The sequence below is a fragment of the uncultured Pontibacter sp. genome (assembly GCF_947492645.1).
Lineage (GTDB): Bacteria > Bacteroidota > Bacteroidia > Cytophagales > Hymenobacteraceae > Pontibacter.
Window position 1 is genome coordinate 223,436 of the sequence record NZ_CANLMZ010000006.1, and the last position, 22,310, is coordinate 245,745.

General features: G+C 47.4%; 25 protein-coding genes. 7 read left to right on the plus strand and 18 right to left on the minus strand.

What is annotated here, in order from left to right; genetic code table 11:
- Window positions 1-35 precede the first annotated feature (35 nt).
- Window positions 36-416, plus strand: a complete 381-nt coding sequence (locus Q1A23_RS07525; RefSeq protein WP_299821633.1) for a DUF2116 family Zn-ribbon domain-containing protein — start codon at window positions 36-38, stop codon at window positions 414-416.
- A 9-nt stretch (window positions 417-425) separates the two neighbouring features.
- On the opposite strand, the gene Q1A23_RS07530 is transcribed toward Q1A23_RS07525, so the two are convergent.
- The 4 genes from Q1A23_RS07530 to Q1A23_RS07545 all read right to left on the minus strand — a co-directional run bounded on the left by Q1A23_RS07530 (window position 426) and on the right by Q1A23_RS07545 (window position 6,011).
- Entirely contained in the window at window positions 426-1,568 is a 1,143-nt protein-coding gene (locus Q1A23_RS07530; protein ID WP_299821635.1) for a phosphatase domain-containing protein, read from the minus strand.
- A 57-nt stretch (window positions 1,569-1,625) separates the two neighbouring features.
- Entirely contained in the window at window positions 1,626-2,456 is an 831-nt protein-coding gene (locus tag Q1A23_RS07535) for a M48 family metalloprotease (RefSeq protein ID WP_299821637.1), read from the minus strand.
- Between the two features lie 219 nt (window positions 2,457-2,675).
- On the minus strand, window positions 2,676-5,525 hold the full coding sequence (locus Q1A23_RS07540; RefSeq protein WP_299821639.1) for a pitrilysin family protein: 2,850 nt from the start codon (window positions 5,523-5,525) through the stop codon (window positions 2,676-2,678).
- A gap of 81 nt (window positions 5,526-5,606) precedes the next feature.
- Window positions 5,607-6,011 carry a hypothetical protein gene (locus Q1A23_RS07545; protein ID WP_299821641.1) on the minus strand — a complete coding sequence of 135 codons (405 nt, stop codon included), beginning with the start codon at window positions 6,009-6,011 and terminating at the stop codon, window positions 5,607-5,609.
- 156 nt (window positions 6,012-6,167) lie between these two features.
- Between Q1A23_RS07545 and Q1A23_RS07550 the strand changes: the two genes are divergently transcribed.
- Window positions 6,168-7,259 carry a DNA topoisomerase IB gene (locus Q1A23_RS07550; RefSeq protein WP_299821643.1) on the plus strand — a complete coding sequence of 364 codons (1,092 nt, stop codon included), beginning with the start codon at window positions 6,168-6,170 and terminating at the stop codon, window positions 7,257-7,259.
- Window positions 7,260-7,383: 124 nt separating this feature from the next.
- On the opposite strand, the gene Q1A23_RS07555 is transcribed toward Q1A23_RS07550, so the two are convergent.
- Window positions 7,384-8,013: a DNA-3-methyladenine glycosylase gene (locus Q1A23_RS07555; RefSeq protein ID WP_299821645.1), complete on the minus strand. Its 630-nt coding sequence runs from the start codon at window positions 8,011-8,013 to the stop codon at window positions 7,384-7,386.
- A gap of 130 nt (window positions 8,014-8,143) precedes the next feature.
- Window positions 8,144-9,187, minus strand: a complete 1,044-nt coding sequence (locus Q1A23_RS07560; RefSeq protein ID WP_299821647.1) for a GntG family PLP-dependent aldolase — start codon at window positions 9,185-9,187, stop codon at window positions 8,144-8,146.
- Between the two features lie 79 nt (window positions 9,188-9,266).
- On the opposite strand from Q1A23_RS07560, the gene Q1A23_RS07565 reads away from it, so the two are divergent.
- On the plus strand, window positions 9,267-9,455 hold the full coding sequence (locus Q1A23_RS07565; RefSeq protein WP_187065478.1) for a hypothetical protein: 189 nt from the start codon (window positions 9,267-9,269) through the stop codon (window positions 9,453-9,455).
- A 108-nt stretch (window positions 9,456-9,563) separates the two neighbouring features.
- Here the strand turns inward: Q1A23_RS07565 and Q1A23_RS07570 are convergent, their stop codons facing one another.
- Both Q1A23_RS07570 and pyrE read right to left on the minus strand, forming a co-directional pair.
- The gene (locus tag Q1A23_RS07570) at window positions 9,564-10,061 is read right to left on the minus strand and encodes a metallophosphoesterase family protein (protein WP_299821649.1); all 498 of its coding nucleotides are present in this window, start codon (window positions 10,059-10,061) and stop codon (window positions 9,564-9,566) included.
- A gap of 447 nt (window positions 10,062-10,508) precedes the next feature.
- On the minus strand, window positions 10,509-11,147 hold the full coding sequence (gene pyrE, locus Q1A23_RS07575) for an orotate phosphoribosyltransferase (protein ID WP_299821651.1): 639 nt from the start codon (window positions 11,145-11,147) through the stop codon (window positions 10,509-10,511).
- 108 nt (window positions 11,148-11,255) lie between these two features.
- On the opposite strand from pyrE, the gene Q1A23_RS07580 reads away from it, so the two are divergent.
- Window positions 11,256-11,939 (plus strand): NUDIX domain-containing protein, encoded by a 684-nt coding sequence (locus Q1A23_RS07580; RefSeq protein ID WP_299821654.1) that lies wholly within the window; start codon window positions 11,256-11,258, stop codon window positions 11,937-11,939.
- Here Q1A23_RS07580 and coaD read toward each other — a convergent pair.
- From coaD to Q1A23_RS07595, 3 genes are all read right to left on the minus strand, one after another.
- The gene (coaD, locus tag Q1A23_RS07585; RefSeq protein ID WP_299821656.1) at window positions 11,893-12,372 is read right to left on the minus strand and encodes a pantetheine-phosphate adenylyltransferase; all 480 of its coding nucleotides are present in this window, start codon (window positions 12,370-12,372) and stop codon (window positions 11,893-11,895) included. The two genes, Q1A23_RS07580 and coaD, sit on opposite strands and share 47 nt — an antisense overlap.
- A gap of 88 nt (window positions 12,373-12,460) precedes the next feature.
- A complete protein-coding gene (locus Q1A23_RS07590) occupies window positions 12,461-13,348 on the minus strand; it encodes a DUF3822 family protein (protein ID WP_299821658.1) in 888 nt (295 codons plus the stop codon).
- Between the two features lie 82 nt (window positions 13,349-13,430).
- Window positions 13,431-13,922 (minus strand): NUDIX hydrolase, encoded by a 492-nt coding sequence (locus Q1A23_RS07595; protein WP_299821659.1) that lies wholly within the window; start codon window positions 13,920-13,922, stop codon window positions 13,431-13,433.
- A gap of 37 nt (window positions 13,923-13,959) precedes the next feature.
- Between Q1A23_RS07595 and Q1A23_RS07600 the strand changes: the two genes are divergently transcribed.
- From Q1A23_RS07600 to Q1A23_RS07610, 3 genes are all read left to right on the plus strand, one after another.
- Window positions 13,960-14,430, plus strand: a complete 471-nt coding sequence (locus Q1A23_RS07600; RefSeq protein WP_299821661.1) for a PaaI family thioesterase — start codon at window positions 13,960-13,962, stop codon at window positions 14,428-14,430.
- 222 nt (window positions 14,431-14,652) lie between these two features.
- Window positions 14,653-16,059 carry an AAA family ATPase gene (locus tag Q1A23_RS07605; protein WP_299821663.1) on the plus strand — a complete coding sequence of 469 codons (1,407 nt, stop codon included), beginning with the start codon at window positions 14,653-14,655 and terminating at the stop codon, window positions 16,057-16,059.
- Between the two features lie 80 nt (window positions 16,060-16,139).
- The gene (locus Q1A23_RS07610; RefSeq protein WP_299821665.1) at window positions 16,140-16,586 is read left to right on the plus strand and encodes a DUF1573 domain-containing protein; all 447 of its coding nucleotides are present in this window, start codon (window positions 16,140-16,142) and stop codon (window positions 16,584-16,586) included.
- A gap of 97 nt (window positions 16,587-16,683) precedes the next feature.
- On the opposite strand, the gene Q1A23_RS07615 is transcribed toward Q1A23_RS07610, so the two are convergent.
- From Q1A23_RS07615 to Q1A23_RS07645, 7 genes are all read right to left on the minus strand, one after another.
- Window positions 16,684-17,061, minus strand: coding sequence for a DUF423 domain-containing protein (locus Q1A23_RS07615; RefSeq protein WP_299821667.1), 378 nt, complete (start codon window positions 17,059-17,061; stop codon window positions 16,684-16,686).
- Between the two features lie 15 nt (window positions 17,062-17,076).
- Window positions 17,077-17,529 (minus strand): DUF2750 domain-containing protein, encoded by a 453-nt coding sequence (locus tag Q1A23_RS07620; RefSeq protein ID WP_299821669.1) that lies wholly within the window; start codon window positions 17,527-17,529, stop codon window positions 17,077-17,079.
- A gap of 116 nt (window positions 17,530-17,645) precedes the next feature.
- Window positions 17,646-18,560, minus strand: a complete 915-nt coding sequence (locus Q1A23_RS07625; RefSeq protein WP_299821671.1) for a glycerophosphodiester phosphodiesterase family protein — start codon at window positions 18,558-18,560, stop codon at window positions 17,646-17,648.
- Window positions 18,561-18,639: 79 nt separating this feature from the next.
- Window positions 18,640-19,323 carry a YggS family pyridoxal phosphate-dependent enzyme gene (locus tag Q1A23_RS07630; RefSeq protein ID WP_299821672.1) on the minus strand — a complete coding sequence of 228 codons (684 nt, stop codon included), beginning with the start codon at window positions 19,321-19,323 and terminating at the stop codon, window positions 18,640-18,642.
- Between the two features lie 124 nt (window positions 19,324-19,447).
- Entirely contained in the window at window positions 19,448-20,500 is a 1,053-nt protein-coding gene (locus Q1A23_RS07635) for a VWA domain-containing protein (protein WP_299821674.1), read from the minus strand.
- Window positions 20,481-21,395, minus strand: a complete 915-nt coding sequence (locus Q1A23_RS07640; protein WP_299821676.1) for a hypothetical protein — start codon at window positions 21,393-21,395, stop codon at window positions 20,481-20,483. Before Q1A23_RS07640 ends, Q1A23_RS07635 begins: the two co-directional genes overlap by 20 nt.
- Window positions 21,388-22,269, minus strand: coding sequence for a DUF58 domain-containing protein (locus tag Q1A23_RS07645; RefSeq protein ID WP_299821678.1), 882 nt, complete (start codon window positions 22,267-22,269; stop codon window positions 21,388-21,390). Before Q1A23_RS07645 ends, Q1A23_RS07640 begins: the two co-directional genes overlap by 8 nt.
- Window positions 22,270-22,310: the final 41 nt, after the last annotated feature.

The window sequence follows — 22,310 nt, forward strand, 5'->3', positions numbered from 1 at the left end:
GTATACTCGGATATACTCGAGTAATAACACGGCTAATGAAAAGGACAACTAGACTTTGCCCCACTTGTGAAGGAGAGATTATCGGCAGAACAGATAAACGCTTCTGCTCTGACCAATGTCGGTTTCTTTTTAATAATGCAAGAAAGAAGGATGACAAAAGCGAACAGCTTATTCAGAAAGTAAACGCCATACTCAGAAAAAACCGTACACTTCTCAGGCAGGCTAGCCCCGAGGGCAAGACAACGCTCCGGCGGGATGTGCTCCAACTTGCCGGCTTCGACTTTCGCCACTTCACCCACCTCTACCGCACAGGCAAGGGCAACACCTATCACTTTTGCTATGACTACGGTTACCTGCTATTGCCTGAGGATAAGGTTTTGATCGTGAACTGGCAACCCTACATGAGCAACGCCTGATGGTGTAATTTACTTGTCACCCTCTTCGTCAATGGCTGCTTCCTTTTCTACTTCCTCTACTTTTTCAGTAAATATGAAGCCACATTTTGCAGCATGTTCGGCGGCGGCGGCTGTATTTTTTACCAGCAGCATTTCTACTTCGCCTTCGGCCTTAAGCTCATCTGCAATCGTCTCTACTTTTTTGGTGTGTTTGGCAATGGCTACATCGCGTACGTAAACGGCCATAATGCGCCCCGGGTGTTTTTTTACCACTTCTCTGTAAATGGCAGCGTCTTGTTGCCCGCTGTCGCCGATAAGTACAAAGTTGAGCTTAGGGTAGGTTATAAGTATGTTTTCGATCTCTTTATACTTGTGGCTCATGTGGTCGGAGTGGCCCAGCTTGCTTTCGTCTATGCCAAAATCGCGGAGCAGGAGAGGGCCCTGCGGTATTTCGTTCAGCTCCAGAAAGTGATAAAGTAAGTCGTAGTTGTTCCAGGGGCTGCTGCTAACATAAAAAAACGGGTTGTTACGCTTACCATTGCGGCCCAGTTGCAACGATTTGTAAAACTGCGCCACCCCATGGAAAGGAATGCGGCTATGTGCATTGTTCAAAAGCACATTCCGGCCGGTTTCCAGCAGGCTGGTAGCGCCTGTCCGCACAATGGTATCATCAATATCCGAAATGATGCCATACTCTGCATCAGGTGGCGGCACCAGCACAAAGGCTGTTTCTTTAATGCCTGGCTCAAAACTCTTTACAGGAGCCTCTATCAGCTCAATTTCTATTTCGTGCCAGATATCGTCCAGTTGCAAAGGTGTTTCCGGTTGGATGTTCAGCACAAAGTAGCCTTCTACATCAGTTGTAATTTCGTGTTTTTGCCCCAGCAGCGTTAGTTGTACCCGCGCATTCGGAATCTCATCGCTCTCAAAGCGGCGGTACATGTTCAGCAGGTTTTCCCAGGTGGTATCGGTTTCTTCTGATTGCCTGATGCCTTTGTCAACAAGTACGCGGCCTTTTACATACAAGCGCTCCGGGGTGCCGTAGCTGCGGTACGTTACAATGTGCAGTTGCCTGTTCTGCCATAGTCTGTCTTTCAGCTTAAAAGTCAGGAAATCTATTTTCTCTTCTGCTTTAAGTATAGATCCGGTCAGTTTTTCTTTTATCCTTTTCATAGTGTTGCCAGGTATAAATAAAAATGCCCGCTGGTAGGGCAGGCATTTCCAGTTTTTCTATTGTAGTGCGCTTTTCAGCTGCTGAAAATCAGTATCTGCTGCTGAGCTTGTTTTACAGCCTTTTTGCTGTGCGAGTTGCTGAATGTTCTGTACTCTGTTGCCTGGGTCGGGGTGGGTGCTTAAAAACTCAGGCGGGTTTGCTTGCTGCGCATCCTGCTGCATCTTTATAAAAAAGCCAGCTGCGCCGTCGCAGGCATAATGGTTGGTGCCCGACAGGTAATCCACAGATGTATTGTCGGCCTCGGTTTCGGCGTCGCGGCTAAAGCGCAAGCCAGCCAGGGTGCCGCCCAACTGTGCGGCAATTGTTTTAAGGGTGCCCGGGTTGTTGCCTAACGCAACCGATAAAAGCAATGCAATGCCATAGTCGCGCTGCAGTTGTTTTACGCTATGGCGCTTATCGGCGTGTGCAATTTCGTGGGCCAGCACACCTGCAAAATGGTCTTCGTCGTCGAGGTACTTCACAATACCTGAGAATACATAAATATGCCCACCGGGTGTGGCAAAGGCATTCAGCATGGTATCGTCTTTAATTATCTTCACCGTCCAGGGGAATTCTGATTTATACTTTACCTGCCCCGAGTTAAGCACGCGGTTCACGATGCGGTCCAGGCTCTGGTAAGCTTTCTGGGTGTTGGCGTTGGAGCTGGTTCTTTCCAGCAGTTTTCCCTGTGCCCTGTAAGTAGAGTCTACCTCTTCAGATACCTGCTGCCCCAGCCTGATATCATCCTGGATTGAGAAAATAACGCCGTCGTTGTCTTCGCAGCTGCTGAACAGCAGCAGGCTGCATAAAGTAAATGCCCATAAGGGTAAGTAAGCTAATTTGTTCATAAAGGAATAGTGTGATTTTTAATGCAACGCAGCAATAGCCAATAAAGTACGTTTGCCCGTGCGGCACCTCAAAATTAGGCCATATGCACCGTTGCAACCAGCTTTACGCAGAAAATCAGAAGGTGGGTTACAATTTCGGAAGTATGAGCAGGCTTGAAAGAGTACAAAAAAAGAGACCCCGCAAAAATGCAGGGTCTCTTCTAAAGTGTAGTATGTACCTTATTTTACGGAAGAGCTACCAATCGGGTTGCCGTTTGTGTCAAGCTCAACTACTTCGTAGTTAAGTGCTTGCAACTTAGAAAGCACCGTTTTCTTATCGCCAACCACTACAATGTGCATGTTGTTTACCGGCAGGTGTTTTGCGGCTAGTGCATCAATGTCTTTTTTAGTGATGTTGTTAAGTATATCGGTTTGCTTCTTCACGAAGTCCTTGCTCAGGTTATACTCGATAATGCGGCCCAGGAAACCGGCTTTTTGACCCGGAGTCTCATACTTACGAGCATCAGACTGGCCGATAGAGCTCTTCATGAACTTAACTTCGTCTTCGGTAATACCGGTTTTGCTGAAGTTGCTAAGCTCTTTCATAAACTCTGTAACCGACTCGGCAGTAGCATCGGCGCGCACACCGGCAGAGGCCGTGAACGGACCAGCGTACTTGCTGCCGCTAAAGCCTGAACGGGCACCATACGTGTAACCTTTGTCTTCGCGCAGGTTCAGGTTGATGCGGCTGTTAAAGGCTCCGCCCAGGTTATAGTTCATCAGGCCAAGTTTGTGGTACTCTCCTGTTGCATCGTAAGGGATGCCCACATAACCGATTCTGATCTCAGACTGAGCAGCATCCGGCTTGTCTACAAAGTAGATGCGTGTTTTATCGATGGCCGGTGCTTTTGTATCCGCAACGAGTTTCACATCCTTCTTCTTCCAGTTCTTCAGGAAGTTAAGCTTGCCCATGATCTCTTTCTCTGTGATGTCGCCAACCACAACCAGGTTTGCAACAGAAGGAGAGTAGTTGTTCTGGTAAAACTTCTTCACATCGTCCAGCGTGATGTTGTTTACCGTTTCGGCAGTACCCGAAGATGGCATCGCCTCGATATGTCCTTCGCCGTAAAGCAGTTTCAGGTACACATTGTTTGCGATAGCCGTTGGCTGCGTGGCCTGGTTGGCAATGCCTTCCAGTTGCTGTTTCTTCAGGCGGTCAAAGTCGTCCTGGTTAAACTTAGGCTTAAACATGCGCTCTTCCATCAGGGCCAGCGTCTTGTCTAAGTTCTTTTTCAGCGACTGCACATAAACCATTGTCTCTTCAGAACCGGCGTAGATGCTTACAGAGCTGCCTAGTTTGTTCAACTCGTTTGTAAACTCCTCTGAAGTATAGTTTTCGGTATCCTCGTTAAGCATGGCGGCTGTAAGCGAGCTAACGCCGGCTTTGCTCATGTCGTTAGCCGACAGGCGGTGACCACCTTTAATTGCAAGCTGCAACGTAACTGTAGGAATCTCGTCAGACTTGGCACCGATAATCTTCAGGCCGTTCTTTAACTTGGTAGTATAGTAGTTTGGCACCTGTACAACCGGGTTCGCACCAATCTCAGGGCGCTTGCTGCGGTCAAAGGTATCAACTGCTTTGGTATACTTCAGGTTGCTGTACTCATCAGCACCGGCTACATAGCCATTTGTGTCGATAGTATAATTATCAGCCTTCGCCACCATATCAGACTTGCCCTTAGGAACTACGCTAAGTATAACAGCGTGCTTGCCTTTGATGTACTGGTTGTACACGCGCATTACATCCTCTTTGGTAACAGCGTTTATACGCTTAATCTCTTCCTGGATGTAGTTCGGGTTGTTGCGGAACGTTTCGTAAGAAGCCAGCTGTGATACTTTGCCGCTCACACTTGCCATTCTGTTTACCAGGCCGCTCTCTGCCTGCGCCTTAAAGCGAATCAGGTCATCCTCGTTAATGCCACGCTGCTCAAACTCGGCAATCGACTTGCGAACCAAAGCCTCCATATCCGAAAGCTTGTTTGTAGGGAACGTTACGATTGAGATACCGAATTCGCCGGCCAGCTCAGAAGTTGAGTTGAACGTAGAGGCCTGCATGGCTTTCTGCTCTTTTACAAAGTTTTTGTAGAAGATAGAGTTTTTGCCCTGTCCCAGTACTTCTGCTAGTACATCCAGCGCCGGCTCATCTTTGTGGCCTGCCTCTGGTGTCGGGTATGTCATGCGCAGCATCGGGAAACGCACGTTATCTTCGTAAGACACGTAACGGTCCTTGTCCAGCTTAGCCATCATTGGCTTCATGTCCTGTACGGCTGGGCCGGCAGGAATAGAGCCAAAGTATTTCTCAACCAGTTTCACAACTTCCTCTGGCTTCACGTCGCCACCTACTGTTACTGTAGCATTGTTAGGGCCGTACCAGCGCAGGAAGAAGTTTTTCAGGTCGTTTACATCCACACGGTTCAGGTCTTCCAGGTAACCGATGGTGGTCCAGGAATACGGGTGGCCGTAAGGATAAAGGTTTTTAGAGGTCATTTCGTAAACCAGGCCATACGGACGGTTGTCGTAGTTCTGGCCGCGCTCGTTCTTTACAGTTTCGCGCTGTACTTCGAATTTCTGCTGCGTTACGGCATCAAGTAAAAAGCCCATACGGTCAGCCTCCAGCCAAAGGGCCGTAGCCAGCTGGTTGCTTGGTACAGTCTCGAAGTAGTTTGTTCTGTCGCGGTTGGTTGTACCGTTCAGCGTACCGCCCGATTCAGAAACGATTTTGAAGTGCTCTTCATCGGCTACGTTATCAGACCCCTGGAACATCATGTGCTCGAAGAAGTGCGCAAAGCCGGACTTGCCAACCTCTTCGCGTGCTGATCCCACATGATAAGTAACATCTACGTGCACCACAGGGTCAGAATTATCTTCGTGTACGATCAGCGTAAGGCCGTTAGCCAGCTTATACTTTGAGTAAGGAATAACCAGCTCACTTCCTTGCTTGGTTACCTTCTCCACGAGTTTTGTCTGAGCCTCGGCTGCACTTACCACACTAGCAGTAAGCACAATGCTCAAACCGATCTGTTTAATCATGTTCGTTTTTTTAAGGTAGTTTAAAACTAACTAACAAGATAACAGAAGATAGTAATAATCAAAAATAATATAGACGAAACTCTATTTTGTTTCTCTTAAAACCTGTTTCGCGAACATAACAGACACGGTAAGGGTAAGCAAGGCGATAACCAGCATGGCTGTTGTCAGCAGAAAGGCCATGCCCGCTGTTTCGGTGGTGCCTGTTTCCTGGCTCTCCTGTATCATGCCCAGCAGCCTAGTAAAGTAGGTGGCAGCGCGCCAACCCAAAACAAAAGTTAACAGTCCTGCCTCGGCGGTGCCAAGTATAAAGCCCCAGCGGTGGCCGCGGTTAAGAAAGTGCCCGGCAGTAAGCCCGATCAAGCCACCGGCGGCCCCTGTTATAAGTGCCGTTTTTGCCTGCTCTCCGGCCAGGTCTACAGCCACAGCGCCACAGGCAAGCATAAAGAAACCAAAAAAAGCGTACAGGTAGGATATGTTTTTATGCATCGTATTGGGCGCTTATAGTATAAGGTGATGCTGCAAATATAACATAGAATGCAAGACCACACCACCGCAAGGCGGGGCAAAGTATAAGGCGCTGCAAAACTTTTACAGGTAACTACAGTATCATTTGCTTGAGGTATTGATATGGAGCCTCTGAAGATGGCAAGAAAGAACGAACTGCACGAATTATACGCCGACCCAACCAAATCTGCTGCCGGGGCCGGCTTACGTTATACTTCTGATAGCAAACCTGGCTATAGCCGGAAAAAAGCCGGAAAAGGATTTCAGTTCCTGGATGAGAACGGGGAGAAGATAGCAGATGAAAAAACATTAGAGCGCCTAAACGCACTAGTTATACCGCCGGCCTGGACGGAAGTATGGATTTGCAAATCGCCGAAGGGGCACCTGCAGGTAACTGGCCGCGACGATAAAGGGCGCAAGCAATACATTTACCACCCGCAATGGCAGAAAGCCCGCAGCCTTACGAAATTTGGCCGCATGATTTCGTTTGGCAAAAGCCTGCCGGTTTTGCGCGAACAGATAGAAAAAGATATTAGCTCCCGGCAACTGAACCGCCGAAAAGTTACCGCACTTGTGCTCTCGCTGATGGATAATGCGCTTATCCGGATCGGTAACCGCCATTATGCCAAATCAAATCAATCATATGGCCTTACTACGCTGCGCGATAGGCACGTGAAGATTGATGGCAGTAGTATAAAATTTGCCTTTAAGGGAAAAAAAGGAGTGGAGCACGACATTGATTTAAAAGACCGCAGGTTGGCGCGGCTAGTTAAACAATGCCGCGATATTCCGGGATACGACCTGTTTCAGTACTACGATGAAAACGGGGAGCGACAAACGCTGGAGTCGGGTGATGTTAATGAGTATTTGCGCGAAGCCACTAAGTATGATTTCACAGCCAAAGATTTCCGGACCTGGGGCGGTACGGTGCGCATGGTCGAATGCCTCGAAAACGTGATCGAAGATAACCCTGACCTTGACAAAGAGAAAAGTATAAGAGAGGCCGTAAAGCAGGTAGCCAAGGGCTTAGGAAACACGCCAAGCGTTTGCACCAAATATTATATACACCCAGAGGTTGTCAATCTATTCAGAGAAGATAAGCTGCTAAGGTACCTGCAAAAGCACGATGCCGAAACTCCTAAAACGAAGAACTTGTCAGGTACCGAAGAACTAGTGCTAAAAATGCTGCAGAAAGTAGCCAAAGAACAGGAGAAAAAAGCGGCTGCTTAGCGGTTGCTGGTTACATCATAACTAAAGAATCTTGTTTAGTACCGAATCCAACCACGCCCGGCTCCTCCTTGTTTAAGGCGGGGAGTGGTAGGGGGAGTTGGATAAAGTATAAAGTATAAAAAAGCTACTTGGGCATGTTATCCAGCGACTGCCACAGGTATTTACTGGCAATGGTGCGGTAAGGGCGCCATACTTCTGCTATTTCCTGCATACGGATTTTCAGCGCCTTGCCGGTTTCTTCGAGGCCATAATGTCGTTTCATAGCATTTTGAATACCGAGGTCATCCAAAGGAAGTACATCAGGTCTTTCAAGGGCAAACATCAGCAGCATTTCTACCGTCCAGCGGCCAACGCCCTTAATTTGTGTCAGGTGCTTTATCAGTTCCTCGTCCGGCATAGCATCTATAGTAGCGTGATCCAGGTTTCCGTCAGTAGCAAAGGCTGCTACATTGCGTATATACCCGATCTTCTGAAAAGAAAGTCCTGCGCTTCTGAGTGCCTCATCGGGTGTTTCCAGTACCAGGTGCGGGTGCGGGTATTGCTCGGGGTACAGCTCCGTAAACCTCCTGAAAATAGTAGCAGCAACCTTGGTGCTTAACTGCTGCGAAACGATGGAGCTAAGTAGTTTAAAGTATAAATCCTCTGATTTAGAAGATTGCAGCGGTTGTCCCTGGCCAACGATGGCCGCCATGATGGGGTCTTTGGCTAGAACAGCCATTGCTTCGGAAGCAGGGTAGTGGGGGATAGAACTCATAGTTTTATAGTGGTAAAATTAAGCAAGGGATGGGTGTAAGGCTAAGAGCGTAAGGCCTTTATTTCGGGTACGATGTTTCTTTATCATCGCACCCGAAACGGAACTATGGATTTAGGTATACTTCCTGATTCTATACTTCTACCTGTTGCTTGCTCAAAGACCTTAACACTTCAATAGTATGTTGCATCATTTCTGCTGTCACGTCCAGGTGCGTTACAAAGCGGATCATCTGCGGCCCGAAGCTGGCGGCCAGAATTCCTTCTTTGCGTAAGGCTGCTACAAAGGCAGCATCAGTATACTGTTCGTTCAGCTTAAAGATCACGATATTCGTTTCTACGGGTAAAACGCTCTCTACATAATCGGTTTGCAGCAGCACCTCTTCCAGGGCTTTTGCTTTTTCCTGATCTTCTTTGAGGCGCTCCACGTGGTTATCTAGCGCATAAATACAGGCAGCAGCCAGGTAGCCCGCCTGTCGCATACCGCCGCCAAACACTTTGCGTACACGGCGCGACTTCTTGATGAATTCTTTACTGCCCAATAATACAGAGCCAACCGGTGCACCCAAGCCTTTGGAGATGCAGATAGAAATGCTGTCAAAGTATAAACCATAAGCCTTAGCGTCAACGCCGGATGCAACAAGGGCATTGAAAACACGCGCGCCATCTAAGTGCAGGGCCAGGCTGTGGCGCTTGCATACTTCTGAAATGGCTGCAATCTCGTCTAACGTATAAAAAGTGCCGCCGCCTTTGTTGCAGGTATTTTCAAGGGCAACTAACTTTGTTTCCGGAAAATGGATGTTATCCAGCGGGCGGATGTTAGCCTCAATTTGAGCCGGTGTCATTTTGCCGCGGTTGCCGTGTACCAGCGCTGTAGAGGCACCGGAGTTAAAGGCAATGCCGCCACCTTCGTACTGGTGTATGTGGGCGGTAATATCGCAGATAACCTCTGTAAGCGGTTGTGTGTGCACTTTAATGGCAATCTGATTCGTCATGGTGCCGGAAGGGCAGAACAGGCCGGCCTCCATCCCGAACATGGCTGCAGCTTTTTCTTCCAAGGCATTTACCGTTGGATCTTCGCCATAAACATCATCTCCAACAGGGGCTGCAAACATGGCCTGCAACATTTGGGGAGTTGGTTTTGTAACGGTATCGGAACGAAGGTCAGTTAGGGTCATATCAATTTGATTCAGAAAATTTCTTTACTTTGTAAAAATAATATTTTACTTTTGCCCTTCAAATTAAAATTTTGCAACGATGGGAGTTACTAGACTTAAAAGAAAAGACCGTAAGAATAAGGCGAGAGCAAACAACAAGGTTGCCAGAATTAAGCAGCTGTTGTTAACACCAGTTATCAAGAACGTTGATATGGACGAGCTAAGAGCTCAGTTCGGTGAAGCGCCAAAAAACAAGAAAGAAACAACTGAAGAAACTTCAGCTGAGTAGTCTTTATACGGCAAAGTAAAACCATCTGCCTGCCAACGCTGTGAAAGCTTCGGTTGGCGGGTTTTCGAAAGACTTCAGAGTGTGTTTGCAGTAGCAGGCACACTTTTTTTATGCCCGGTTGCCAAGTTCTATTACCTGCAGGTTCTTGATCAGCCCCGCTTCAATATCAAACCTTACCATTGTGCGCACCTTATGGAACCCGTGTTTGCCAGCCGCGCCCGGGTTAATGTGCAACAGGTTGTTCAGGCTTTTGTCAGGCATTATCTTTAGTATATGCGAATGGCCCGTTATATACAGTTGCGGCGGGTTCTCTTTTATACTTTGGCGCACATCCGGGTGGTACTTGCCAGGGTAACCGCCAATGTGCGTCATCATCACATCAAGGCCATTTAGGGTAAAGCGGTTTACTTTTGGGTGTACCTGGCGTATAATTGCATCGTCAATATTTCCGTAAACACCCTGTAGCGGCGCAATTTCGGCCAACCTGTCTGATACATCTATACTTCCAAAATCGCCTGCATGCCATATCTCGTCTCTGTCGGATAGTAAACGGATGATCTGCTCGTCGAGGTAGGAGTGGGTGTCGGAGAGGAGGCCTATTTTCATACTTGTAGTTGTTGTTGGTTTAAGGTTTACGCGCGATAAACGTAACGTATAACTTAATGCTGTTTATACTGTTTTATCTGGTTCCTGTTCGTCCGGAGTTTTACAAGCCTATACTTTTTACTCTGGCTTTGGTGCCCTCAAGGCCGGGAAGCCTTGGCTTTGGGTATCGGGTTGTTTATTGAATACTGCCTCCGCGCTGCTCCGGCTGCCCTGCAGGCACCGCAACAATAGCAGGTGCTCTTCAAAGAGGTTGGTGTTGTAAATTGTAGTAATTGGAATAAAACGCCCCCTCGTAGGGACAGGTCGCGACCTGTCCGCGCAATGGCCGCTGCTACAAAGTATAAGCTTATGCGAAAGCAACGGCCGCTACTCACCGCCTTTGGTAAGAAAGGGGCTGGGGTGGTTGGACACGGTATTGCTTACAACTTGTCCAGCCACGCATACTTGCTATTTTCCCCAGGTTTCCGGCGACTTTCTCCAGTCAGCCAAAGCATCCATGGCACTCTCAGCAATGTATCCATTGGCAAGCGCGGCCTCGGTTAAGGCCTTGTAGTTGCTCAGGCAATGCAACGGTATACCGGCATTTTTAAAGTTATCTTCAGCCAGGGCAAAGCCATAGGTAAAAATTGCGGCCATACCTACCACCTCGGCACCAGCAGCTTTTACAGCCTCGGCTGCCTTTAAAGAACTACCGCCTGTCGATATCAGATCTTCTACCAAAACCACTTTTTGGCCCTCAAGCAAACGGCCTTCTATCTGGTTGCCCATGCCGTGCTTTTTAGGCTCTGGGCGCACGTACAGGAAAGGCATCTCCAGCAGTTCTGCCACCAGGGCACCCTGCGCAATACCAGCGGTTGCAACACCGGCTATAGCCTCGGCATCGGGGTATTTTTGTTTGATTAGCTCAGCCAACTCCTGCTTTATGTAGCTGCGGATGTAGGGGAAGGATAGCGTGACGCGGTTGTCGCAGTAGATAGGCGAATTCCAGCCGCTGCTCCACTTAAACGGCTGCTCTGGCCTTAGTTTTACAGCCTCTGTCTCTAGTAAGTACGAGGCTACCTGATGTGCTGTGTTCGTAGAATCCATGGGTCGAATTTACGTAAATATTCTTCCTTTTTGTTTGACGGGTTTTGATTAACGTGGTTTTTTTATCTATTTGTGTAAATTTCGCATTCATCTGACGTATCCTACTGCATGAACGTTTTTATTAACGATATTCCCCTGGTCCTGAAAAAAGCATCTGAAAAGGTGTATAAGCATGAGTATGATCTTATTCTGAAGGCATCGGATCATTTTACATCGAAAGACCTGGTAGGAGATGTGCTTATTAAAGAAGCCGATGCTGCATTGATTGACCGGCTGGTGCGCCTGATGGAAGTGAAGAGGCTGAAGAAGCTGAAATCGCTGACGCTGGTGCCCGAAAAAAAGAAGCGCCTGATGATAGAGCACCTCAAAGACCAGTTTAAAATTGTAAAGGCCGCCGGCGGATTGGTTATAAAGGACGGTAAAATTCTGATGATGTACCGCCTGGGTGTTTGGGACCTCCCGAAAGGAAAGCTGGACAAGAAGGAGAAAGTGAAGGCAGGTGCCTTGCGTGAGGTGGAGGAAGAGTGCAACATTCAGGTAGAAATACTGGAGAAGCTGCCTAAAACCTGGCACTCCTATGCTTTTAAAGGCAAGAAAATACTAAAGAAAACCAGCTGGTTTCTGATGAGCTGCACAGACGACAGCCTGATGAAGCCACAAGCCGAGGAGTTTATCGAAGAAGTGCGCTGGATGACGCCAGAAGAGGTGCAGGAAGTGCTGCCTAACGCCTATACTTCCATTGCCTTTATAGTGAAGCACTATCTGCAATCTCTGAAAACCGGAAAGGTATAAACTCATCTACATTGCCTCCGAACCGGTGAATTTCGCGGATAATGGAGGAGCTGATCGCTGCAAGTTGCGGTGATGTGATTAAAAACACACTTTCCAGGTCATGGTTTACGTGCTTGTTGGCCTGTGCAATCGTGTTCTCATACTCAAAATCGGTGGTATTTCGTAAGCCGCGCAGCAGAAACTGCGCCCCCTTTTCGCGGGCATACTCTGCCGTAAGCCCTTTAAAGGTATCTACAATTATGTTTGGCTGGTCTGCAAACAGGCGTGTCATTACCTCAAACATCTTATCCACGGGTATGTAGCGCTGTTTGCTGCTGTTATTGCCAATAGCCACAATCACCTCGTCAAACAATTTTGCGCCACGCATCACCACATCGTAATGGCCATTCGTGAAAGGGTCAAAAGATCCGGGAAAAAGGGCTATGCGTTTCATATTAAATTTGAATGAGTGGTGGAGTGAAGGAGTGATTTTATACTTGTTAGATTAGTGAATACACTAATTGCTAGTGAGGTAAAACAATTCACTCACACAAGTGCATGCTGTACAACTCAAAGTAGCGATGCTCAAACAGGTCGTGGAATTTATAACTATACGCTACGTCAGCAGGTTTTTTGCCCAGTTTAATGTGGCGAATGTACTTCTGCAATGTCGTAAACAACGTAGAGTCGTGTGTTATATCGCCCCAAACGGTAATGGTTTCCTGCTCCGGGTTCAGCTTTAGCTCCTGCATCACAAAAATGATGTAATAAATAAAGTCTTCGGGGCTCAGGTAATGGAATATATTGCAAAACTCCAGTCCGCTTTGGCTTACTATAATTACCGTAACATAGTTGCGCTCAACAAAGGCATATAGCTTGCGTTCTGTTATTCGGTTGGCCTGGTGCAGCGTGCTTTTTATTAACGCGCTGGTCTGGTGCAGCATCTGTACCGGTCTGTCCGGGAACACCTGCCGCAGGGCATCATGCAGGGCCACATCAATTGCAAATATATTAATAGCCTCTAAGCCACTATGGCGGTAAGATAAAACAACATCGTGCTGCGGGTTAAACTGGCTGTGCAGCCGCAGGTAATCCGTCTGGTGCTCCTGGTCGTATAAGGTTTCGGGTACCAAGGTAAAGTGCAGGTTGCTAAAAGAGGCCCTGATGATGTTCCATCCTTTTTCCTGCAGTAACGGGTTTTCAGTAGCTATCAAGCGTAGTTGCTCTGCCACCTGCACCGGCGTAAAAACAGAAAGTAACTCATAATCCTCCAGCACCACAAATTTGTTACGGTTGGTGTCAACTACAGCCAGGCGTATAGATTTGTGCCCTACGGCAATGTATAAATTGCAGGTTGCCGCATGGGTCAGCGAAAATGCCTCGTCCTGTATTTTATGGGACAGCCGGAAGTGTATGCTTGTTACGTTCAAAGTATGGTTTTATAAAGCGCCGCCGTGTGTTGGCTTAACTGCTTATGCAAGTATAAAAAAAATATAGCAATTGCCAGCAAGGCTATTTACCAGTTATAAAATAATGGTCCTGGCCCAGCAGGTCGTCCAGGGATATAAGGTATTGCAGCACCTTGTGCTTGTCTTGTAAAGGTATAGCCAGTATTTCCTTTATAGGCAGCCATTTTACCTGCTTAATAAGCTGTTGGTCTGCTGGTGCCTCAGGGTCTGTACCGGTAACAGGTTCGCCGGCTGTTATACTTACCTCAAAAAAGAACTCAAGGGCATGCAAAGGGGGCTGCAGAAACTCATTCATAAACAGGAAACGGTTTACTTCTACCTGCAGGCCGGTTTCTTCCAGCACCTCTCGTTTCAGGCATTGCTGCATGGTTTCTCCGTAATGCAGCCCACCTCCCGGCGGTGCCCATAAAGCCTTGTTCCCGATAGTATGGTCATGCTGTACGAGTAGCAGTTTATCGTTTTTTATGCAGATGCCACATACGCGTACTCTTAATTTTTCGGCGTAGGCAGCAGCATTAGGATTTAGTTCTCTCATGCTTGTTAACCAAGGGCAATGGTCGTAAATTTACAGAATGATACAAACGTTTAATCCTGATTTTGAACAGGACATACGCGAAAAGCTGGAGCGACAAGGTTTTATGAAGCTCATGGGCTTTAACGTGACAAAGATAGAAGTTGGCAGGGTAGAAGGCGAACTTATACTTGAACAAATACACAAACAACACAAAGGTTTTGCCCACGGTGGCCTGATTGCTACGCTCGCCGACATTGTGGCCGGCTTTGCAGCCGTTAGCCTTGTACCCAAAGATCATCATGTGGTGACTGCCGAAATCAAGGTTTCATACTTCCACCCGGGGGTTGGCGATAAACTGCTGGCTAAGGGTTATGTGCTAAAGCAGGGGCGTAAACTTAACTTTTGCGAGGCTGAGGTATATGTAGTTAAAGGTGATGCAGAACCGCTGCTGATTGCCAAAGCTACAACAAGTATGGCTACCATTACGCCAGAGGATATTTCGGGAAGGGTAGAGGAGGCGGAGCGTTAAAGCTTACCGCGTTTTAACGCACAGGCGCATTGGCTTCTCATACTTTAAATTATTTAAACGGATTTAATAAGAGGCTTTTTCTGTTGTGTAGCCGGAGTGGTAAGTATGAATTATTCTGGGCTGAAGTGCCCCAAGAAAAGCTGATTATAGTTACCTGCTAAGAAGCAATCAAACGGTCCGGCTACCCAATCATTCTGAATTAAACATTGATACAAATATAAAATGCGTCCAGTAGAAGCCTTAAGATCAAGTTTTCCATTTGAGCCAACCGAGGACCAGGCGAAGCTTTTTACAAAACTGGATGAGTTTATACTTACAAAAGACCAGGAACGCCAGGTCTTCCTGTTGAAAGGGTACGCCGGTACAGGTAAAACAACGGTTGTAACCTCATTGGTTAAAATCCTGAATAAGTTTGGGTATAAGTATGTGTTGTTGGCTCCAACGGGCCGCGCTGCCAAAGTAATGTCGAGTTACAGCGGCAAACCTGCCCATACAATTCATAAAAAGATATACCGGCAAACAGCCAATCCATTTTCAGAGGGACTATCGTTTAGCCGCATGCCTAATAAAGCCGATAACACCGTTTACATCATCGACGAGGCCTCTATGATATCAGATGAAAGCGGCTTTGGTGAGAATGGCTTATTGCAGGACCTGCTGCAGTTTGTATTCTGCAAAAAGAACAACAAGCTTTTACTTATCGGTGATACGGCCCAGTTGCCGCCGGTTGGCCAGACCCTAAGCCCATCGCTTGACATGGAGTACATGAAAAGCAATTTCAGGTGCCATGTGCAGGAGATGGAGCTAAAGCAAGTGATGCGCCAGGCCGAAGCATCGGGTATTCTGATGAACGCCACGCAGCTGCGCGACCGCATGAAACAGGAGAAACTGGAGATAAAGCTGTTTACCAAAGGCTGGCGCGACATTTACCAGATGACCGGCGAGAAGCTGGAAGACGGTTTGCGTTACGCCTACGATAAGTTTGGGGTGGAGGGCACCATTGTCATCTGCAGGTCAAACAAGATGGCGAACATGTACAACCAGCACATCCGCAGGCGAATATTCTTTGCCGAAGAAGAAATAGGAGTCGGTGATTACCTCATGATCGTGCGCAACAATTACTTCTGGCTTGCAAAAGACTCTGATATCGGGTTTATGGCCAATGGCGATTTTGTGGAGGTAACCAAGATCATCCGCGACGAAGACATGTATGGCTTTCGGTTTGCAGACGTGCGTGTGCGCTTTGTGGACTACCCGGATGCGCCGGAGGAGGAGGTGAAGATTATGCTGGACACGCTTTACACCGATGCGCCCGCTTTGCCTGCAGAGCAGAATAAAAAACTGTACGAAGAAGTGCTGAAAGACTACATGGATATCCCGAACAAGAAGGAACGCTATAAAGAACTGAAAAAGAACCCTTACTTAAATGCGCTGCTGGTAAAGTTTGCCTATGCCTTAACCTGCCACAAGGCGCAAGGGGGCCAATGGAAAGCAGTTTTCGTGGATCAGGGTTTCTTGAAGGACGATATGGTAAACGAAGAGTTTGCCCGTTGGCTCTACACAGCCCTTACCAGATCATCGGAAGAACTTTACCTCCTGAACTTTAACCAACAATTATTAGTTAGCTGACAAAAGAAAAATGTATTTTGCATCGTTTTAGATGCAATTAGAGTATAATAGCTATCGCAATAACCTTATCCCTTTATAAAATGAAAAAAATACTTCTTTCTTTCGCATTTGCTGCTTTAGTTGCAGGCGGTGCTGTGGCTCAGGAGAGAGCAAAAACTAAAGTTGCCGCTCCACAAGAGCAAGCCGTTAACGGACCAGCTCTATCTTTTGAGGAGAGCGAGTTTAACTTTGGCGACATTGTGCAAGGTGATGTGGTAGAGCATACCTTTAAGTTTAAAAACACAGGTACCCAGCCGCTTGTTATTGAGCGCGTAGACGTAACCTGTGGTTGCACAACCCCATCCTGGACAAAAGAGCCAGTTATGCCGGGCAAGACTGGTACAGTAGTGGCCAAGTTTAACAGCGCAGGCAAATTAGGCCAGCAAAAGAAACCAATTACAATTCACTCTAACGCTGCCGATGGCGTAAAGTATGTGTACATTGTAACTAACATCAAAGAGAAAACAAGTGCTAGTGCCAAGCAATAGCTTCTAACTGATCTTTCCATAAAAGCAAAGGGCTTCCAGCATGCTGGAAGCCCTTTGCTTTTATGGAAGCCCTTTGCTTTTATGTAGTTTATACTTTTTACAAAGCCTTCAGAATTGCGTAGAACAGTGCGCCCCATCCTACAATCATCAGGGTACCGCCAATAGGAGTAATTGCGCCCAGCCAGGTTATACCCGAAGCGCAAAGTACATACAGCGAGCCTGAGAAAATAAGTATACCGAGGAAAAAACACCATGCTGCCACTTGCAATGCCGGGTGCTCTACCCTGAAAAGCAGTAAGCCTACGGCAAGCAACGCCAATGTATGATACATCTGGTACTTAACCGCAGTTTCGAAGGTGGCTACACGGCCGGTGCTTTCCAGCATTTTTGCAAGGGCGTGTGCCCCAAAAGCGCCAATGGCCACGGTAAGTGCACCGAGCGCACTAGCTATCAATAATATTGCTTTTTGTGTCATGTACTTTCGGGTGCGCTATTCTCCTTCGCCTTCCAACGCCTCGATTACCTGCTCCTCAAATTCCTGCTGGCTATCATACTGCGTAAATTCAAGCGTTTTGTTTTGTGCTTTCAACTCTTGTACTACCTCCAGCGCAACCTCCAGCGGCTCCACTTCTTTGCCCGAAAGGTCTGATGCCCAGTTAGCACCAACAAGCAAAGCATCGCTGTACATGCCTACGCACCAGTTCTCCAAAAACTCAACTACCGTAATAGACTCAGGTTTATACTCAGCCCAATCGTCTTCGGCACATGCTTTTGCACCGGCTTCATCAGACCAGAACAAGATAACTTCGGTATCTTCAAACTCAGCAGAGCTGGACGTAGCCCATGTGTCGTCCTTTGCCAGGCCCCATACTTTGTTTGTGTCTACTATCTTTTTTACAAAAGTCTTGTAGCTTTTTTCGATGTCGGCTGCACTTTGCGTCATGTTATTGCTTTTTTATATGATTATAGATACAAAGGTGTATACTTTTGAGCGCCTAAGAAAGATATGCTTTTGATTATTTATCTGTTTAAAGCGAATTGGGTGTGCTATATGCTCAATTACAGCTGCTTAAATAAATCAGGATAATCTGTGATGACACCGTCTACTCCCAACTCTTTCAGCTCCTTTATCTTCTGCAGGTTATTTACGGTCCAGGGTATCACTTTTATACTTCGGGCATGCGCCTCTTTTAAAAGGCCTGCATTTACCAATTTATAGTATGGGCTGTAAATATCAGGTGCAAAGCCAAGGGTTTCAAGGTTTTTAGCAAGGCTTTGCAGATTTTCAGTAAGCAACGAAGTTTTGATGCCTGGGTAGTTCCTTTTAAGCACCTGCAGCGTGCGCACATCAAACGATTGAATTATAACATACGGGGCCATGCCTTTATCAAGTATAACAGCCATCAGTTTAGCTACAAACTCCTCGGGGGCAGGGTGGTAAATGCCGTCACCGGAGGGCTTGGTTTTTATTTCGATGTTGTAAAATACCTGCGGCAGGTTGTGTGCTGCCAAATAGGCCTGCGTGGTGTCTATCACCTCCTCTAACAGGGGCTTGTATGCCTTCTGTAACTCCTGCTCCGGAAAATTTTTGTAGTACTTTGAGCCTATATCATATTTTCTGATTTCAGAATAGTCTAGTTGGTAAAGTATGTGCTTTTTGGCATCGGCAGTCGGTATTTCTTCTCCGGTGGGCAGCAGCTCGTGCTGCCGGTTAAAGTAGGGGTCGTGGGAGAGGAGCACCTGGCCATCTTTGCTGATGTGTGCATCCATCTCAAGTGTTGTTACGCCAAGCTCCAGCGCCTTTAGCATGGCGGGTATGGTATTTTCGGGGGCAAGGCCGCGCGCGCCTCTGTGCCCTTCTTTATCAAAAGCAGGTAAGCGGGTTATACTTTGGTCGGTTGCATCCTGGGCCATACTTTTAGTTGGTAAGCAAAGCAGCAACAGTATACTGTAAAGGCAAAATATTTTGTACATCGGTTTACCTGCGTTTACATTAGGTAAGCTGTAGGCGCATTCAATCTAAATATATACTTTGCTTAACAGCTGTTTATACTTACTGCTTATAGTTTCTGTTGCCAAAAATGCCGCTGCCCACACGAATCATGGTGCTTCCTTCTGCTATTGCTAATTTCCAGTCAGAAGTCATGCCCATTGAGATTTCCTTGAAGTCGTTATTAGTAAAAAAGAATTTCTCCTTAAGGTGACTATAGCACTCGCGCAAGTAACGGAATTCGCCCCGCAGTTTATCCTGGTTTTCGGTGTTGGTGGCTATGCCCATTACGCCCGTAATTTGTACGAACTTCATCAAACGGTACTCTTCCGATTGAAGTAAAGCGTCTGCTTCTTCCATCGTCATGCCATACTTTGTTTCTTCATCGGCTATCGAAATCTGCAGCATGCACTTTATTGGCAAGGTGCGGTTAAATTGCTCTGCGCGTTTGTTTATTTCTACCAGCAGCTTCAGGCTGTCTACTGACTGAATGGTATCGATGAACTGGGCAATTTGCTTTACCTTGTTTGTCTGCAGGTGCCCGATCAGGTGCCAGGCAATGTCGTGGGGCAGCAGGTCGCGTTTTTCTACAAGCTCCTGCACTTTGTTTTCGCCAAATAACCGGTGTCCGGCATCGTACGCTTCTTTAATAGTTTCAGCGGGGTGCGTTTTAGAAACGGCTACCAGGCGGCATGGCGTGTTTCTTAACTGTTCGTCAAAGTATAAAATGTTGTCTTTAATGCTCATAGTTTGTGTGTTTTTGCCAGTTTCAGGTGTAAAGGTACTATACGGGTAAGTTTACCAAAATGCTTTGCGGCGGCTGGTGCACCAGTACGTATAAAAAGCCCATAAGCTTTATACTTTGTTTGTTTTAATCTTCCAGCACGTTCGTTATAAAAGTATTCTTCAGCAGCATCCAGAACAGCAGCAGCAGCACCGCCCACTTTAAGTATACCTGGTAATAATCTTTGGTATCCCTAAAGCGCCTCTCGGTTATCTCGGTTTTCTCCAGCCTGTTGATGTTCTGGAATATATCCTGCAGTACACTCTTAGACTCTGCCCTGAAGAAGCTGCCTTCGCCAATCTCCGCAATCTTTCGCAGGCTCGATTCATCCAGCTGCGTTTCCACGTATAGTGTTTTGCCGGTATCGTCTACATCGTAGGCCACCTGTCCGTCCTGGCCAATGCCGATGGTGTACAGCTTAATGCCATAGGCGTAGGCCAGTTGTGCTGCCAGCTCAGGGTCCAGGCTGCCGGCTGTGTTCTCACCATCGCTTACAAGTATGATAACCTTGCTTTTAGCCTCTGAGTCGCGCATGCGGTTTATGGCCACCGCCAGGGCGCTGCCGATGGCGGTGCCGTCGTTTGGTATCATCTTAAACCCGATGGAGTTTATACTTTCGCGGAGCAGATTATAGTCTGTAGTGAGCGGGGCAAGGGAGTAAGCATCTCCGGCAAAAACTACGAGGCCAATCCTGTCCTGCACGCGGCCTTTAATAAAATCTGTGGCCACCTCTTTGGCGGCAGCCAGGCGATTTGGTTTAATGTCAGTAAGCTCCATCGAACCGGAAACATCCATTACCAGCACAATATCTATGCCGGCTGCAGTTTGTTCTATTTGCTCGTTTACGCGCTGTGGCCTTGCCAAGCCCACCAGCACCAGCATGATAAACAGCATGAACACCAGCGTGGGAAGGTGCCGTAACAGGCTTGTCCATTGCCAGTCTGCTTTTCCCGCAAACAGGGCCATGTCCAGTTTGTTTCGCTGGTTTAAAGAGAACAGCCACCTAAGTATAAACAGCAGCAATACCACAGGCAATGCATAAAGCACCAGCGGGTACACCCAGTCAAAGGAGCGCAGCGTGCTGTAGCTAAACCATTCCAGGCTTAGCCAATCCCAGAAATCATCGGGCATTCTTAGCATTTCGGATTACTTCTCGTTGTGTTTTATAACGGCTTTTAGCAAAGCGGCGCAGCATGTTCAGGGCCTGTTTTGTTTCGGTGTCGGCCTCGGCTGCAGCGTTACCGTAAATTGCCCTGTCGCAAACGCGAAGGGCTGTGTTTACATTTTCATCGTCGTGGTAATACTCTACAATCTCTTTTGTTGTAAAGGAGTTGATGGCGCTGCGTTCGAGCTTGGTCAGGTAATTTTTCCAGAGCGAAACGGCTTTCTCCATACTTTGCGAGGCACCGGATTTCACAAACCTGTCGAGGTGCGAATTGTAGCGGGAGGCAAAGTATAAATGGTCTTTTCGGAGGCGGTACAGGTTATACTTCCGGATGATGGCCTGCCCGAAAATAAACCAGACCAGGCTAAGAAAGATAAGGCCGGCCACAATGTAGAGCAGCAGCAAAGGCCAGTTAAAACGCTTTGCCACGGCAGCCAGCGCAACGTCGTCTTTAATAACAAGCGGCTCCTGTACGCTGTTTACCAGCTGCAGCACCGTTACGGCGTCTGTATCGGCAAACACGCGCAAGGTGTCCTCTTCGTGCAGTATGTAAACCGGCAGGGCCAGTTGTTGTGCAGGCGTGGTATCGAAGGTGCGCAAAGTATAAACGGCGCTATCGGTGCTGATGCCCGCCTTGGTGTAGGTCGGGAAGTATGCCTTGGATACAAATTCAAAAGGGGAGAAGTTGTAGTTTGAGTCGGGAAGTATAACTTCCTGTGAGGCAGGGTGCTGGTGAATCAGCGTGTACTGCAGTAATTGCCCGAGTTTAGCGGTATCCTGTGCAAAGCCACCCACGGGCTTACGCGCCTGCTGCCCCCATACAGGCCCCTGCAGGAAACACAGAAGTATAAATAAGTATAAGCTACGCACTTCGTTTTGTTGTTCTGTTTCTGAGCCTGAACAGGTTTACCAGCTGCGGCACATAGTCCTCGTTGGTTTGTATAGCCAGGTAATTTGCCTGGTACTTCTGGCAGATGCGTTCTACTTTGCTCTGGTTTTCGGAGTATTGCGCAATGTATCGCTTCTGAAATTCGGCGCCGGAAGTGTTCAGCCAAATCGTTTTCCCGGTTTCTTTGTCGAGTATCGGCACAATCCCCATCGGCGGAATTTTCTGCTCCCGCACGTCCTGCAACTGCATCACGATCAGGTCGTGGCGCTTGGCCAGCATGCCCAGTTCTTTTTCATAGTCTACATCTATAAAGTCTGAAATCAGCAATATGATGCTGCGCCGCTTAATGATGTCGAGGGTTAACTTGATTCCTGCAGCCAGGTTTGTCTTTCCTGATTTTGGCTGTAACTCGTTTAAGGCTTTGATAATGGTGTAAGCCTGCTGTATGCCCTTGGCGGGTTTAATGTACTTTTCCTTTTGGTCTGATATGCAGATAATCCCGATCTGGCTCTGTTGCTGCGCCGCCGATAAAGCCAATACGCCGCAAATCTCCTTGCCCACATCAATTTTCTGCTGTTTGCCGGTGCCTATACTTTGCGAAGCGCTCACGTCAAGCATCAAAAACACCGACTGTTCTTTTTCCTCGCGGTAGGTTTTTACAAAGGTTCCATGGCCTTTGGCAGACACATTCCAGTCAATGGAGCGTACATCATCGCCATATTGGTATGAGCGCACATCGTCGAACTCCAGCCCTGTTCCTTTAAAAACAGAGTGAAAATCGCCTTGCATTTGCGTGGTTATCGCCTTGCGAATGCGTATCTCATACTTACGTAGCTTTTGTACAAGCTCCTTCATTGATAATTACCTTGGCCTCAGATTTTAAAATTATGATATAT

Excerpts from the sequence above, each read along its gene's own strand:
- Q1A23_RS07630 (WP_299821672.1), bottom strand. The coding sequence starts at position 19,323 with ATGAGCATTAAAGACAACATTTTATACTTTGACGAACAGTTAAGAAAC.
- Q1A23_RS07605 (WP_299821663.1), top strand. The coding sequence starts at position 14,653 with ATGCGTCCAGTAGAAGCCTTAAGATCAAGTTTTCCATTTGAGCCAACC.
- Q1A23_RS07560 (WP_299821647.1), bottom strand. The coding sequence starts at position 9,187 with ATGACCCTAACTGACCTTCGTTCCGATACCGTTACAAAACCAACTCCC.
- Q1A23_RS07545 (WP_299821641.1), bottom strand. The coding sequence starts at position 6,011 with ATGCATAAAAACATATCCTACCTGTACGCTTTTTTTGGTTTCTTTATG.
- Q1A23_RS07525 (WP_299821633.1), top strand. The coding sequence starts at position 36 with ATGAAAAGGACAACTAGACTTTGCCCCACTTGTGAAGGAGAGATTATC.
- Q1A23_RS07530 (WP_299821635.1), bottom strand. The coding sequence starts at position 1,568 with ATGAAAAGGATAAAAGAAAAACTGACCGGATCTATACTTAAAGCAGAA.
- Q1A23_RS07535 (WP_299821637.1), bottom strand. The coding sequence starts at position 2,456 with ATGAACAAATTAGCTTACTTACCCTTATGGGCATTTACTTTATGCAGC.
- Q1A23_RS07645 (WP_299821678.1), bottom strand. The coding sequence starts at position 22,269 with ATGAAGGAGCTTGTACAAAAGCTACGTAAGTATGAGATACGCATTCGC.
- Q1A23_RS07635 (WP_299821674.1), bottom strand. The coding sequence starts at position 20,500 with ATGCTAAGAATGCCCGATGATTTCTGGGATTGGCTAAGCCTGGAATGG.
- Q1A23_RS07600 (WP_299821661.1), top strand. The coding sequence starts at position 13,960 with ATGATACAAACGTTTAATCCTGATTTTGAACAGGACATACGCGAAAAG.
- Q1A23_RS07615 (WP_299821667.1), bottom strand. The coding sequence starts at position 17,061 with ATGACACAAAAAGCAATATTATTGATAGCTAGTGCGCTCGGTGCACTT.
- Q1A23_RS07555 (WP_299821645.1), bottom strand. The coding sequence starts at position 8,013 with ATGAGTTCTATCCCCCACTACCCTGCTTCCGAAGCAATGGCTGTTCTA.
- Q1A23_RS07570 (WP_299821649.1), bottom strand. The coding sequence starts at position 10,061 with ATGAAAATAGGCCTCCTCTCCGACACCCACTCCTACCTCGACGAGCAG.
- Q1A23_RS07565 (WP_187065478.1), top strand. The coding sequence starts at position 9,267 with ATGGGAGTTACTAGACTTAAAAGAAAAGACCGTAAGAATAAGGCGAGA.
- Q1A23_RS07595 (WP_299821659.1), bottom strand. The coding sequence starts at position 13,922 with ATGAGAGAACTAAATCCTAATGCTGCTGCCTACGCCGAAAAATTAAGA.
- Q1A23_RS07610 (WP_299821665.1), top strand. The coding sequence starts at position 16,140 with ATGAAAAAAATACTTCTTTCTTTCGCATTTGCTGCTTTAGTTGCAGGC.
- Q1A23_RS07580 (WP_299821654.1), top strand. The coding sequence starts at position 11,256 with ATGAACGTTTTTATTAACGATATTCCCCTGGTCCTGAAAAAAGCATCT.
- coaD (WP_299821656.1), bottom strand. The coding sequence starts at position 12,372 with ATGAAACGCATAGCCCTTTTTCCCGGATCTTTTGACCCTTTCACGAAT.
- Q1A23_RS07625 (WP_299821671.1), bottom strand. The coding sequence starts at position 18,560 with ATGTACAAAATATTTTGCCTTTACAGTATACTGTTGCTGCTTTGCTTA.
- pyrE (WP_299821651.1), bottom strand. The coding sequence starts at position 11,147 with ATGGATTCTACGAACACAGCACATCAGGTAGCCTCGTACTTACTAGAG.
- Q1A23_RS07540 (WP_299821639.1), bottom strand. The coding sequence starts at position 5,525 with ATGATTAAACAGATCGGTTTGAGCATTGTGCTTACTGCTAGTGTGGTA.
- Q1A23_RS07550 (WP_299821643.1), top strand. The coding sequence starts at position 6,168 with ATGGCAAGAAAGAACGAACTGCACGAATTATACGCCGACCCAACCAAA.
- Q1A23_RS07620 (WP_299821669.1), bottom strand. The coding sequence starts at position 17,529 with ATGACGCAAAGTGCAGCCGACATCGAAAAAAGCTACAAGACTTTTGTA.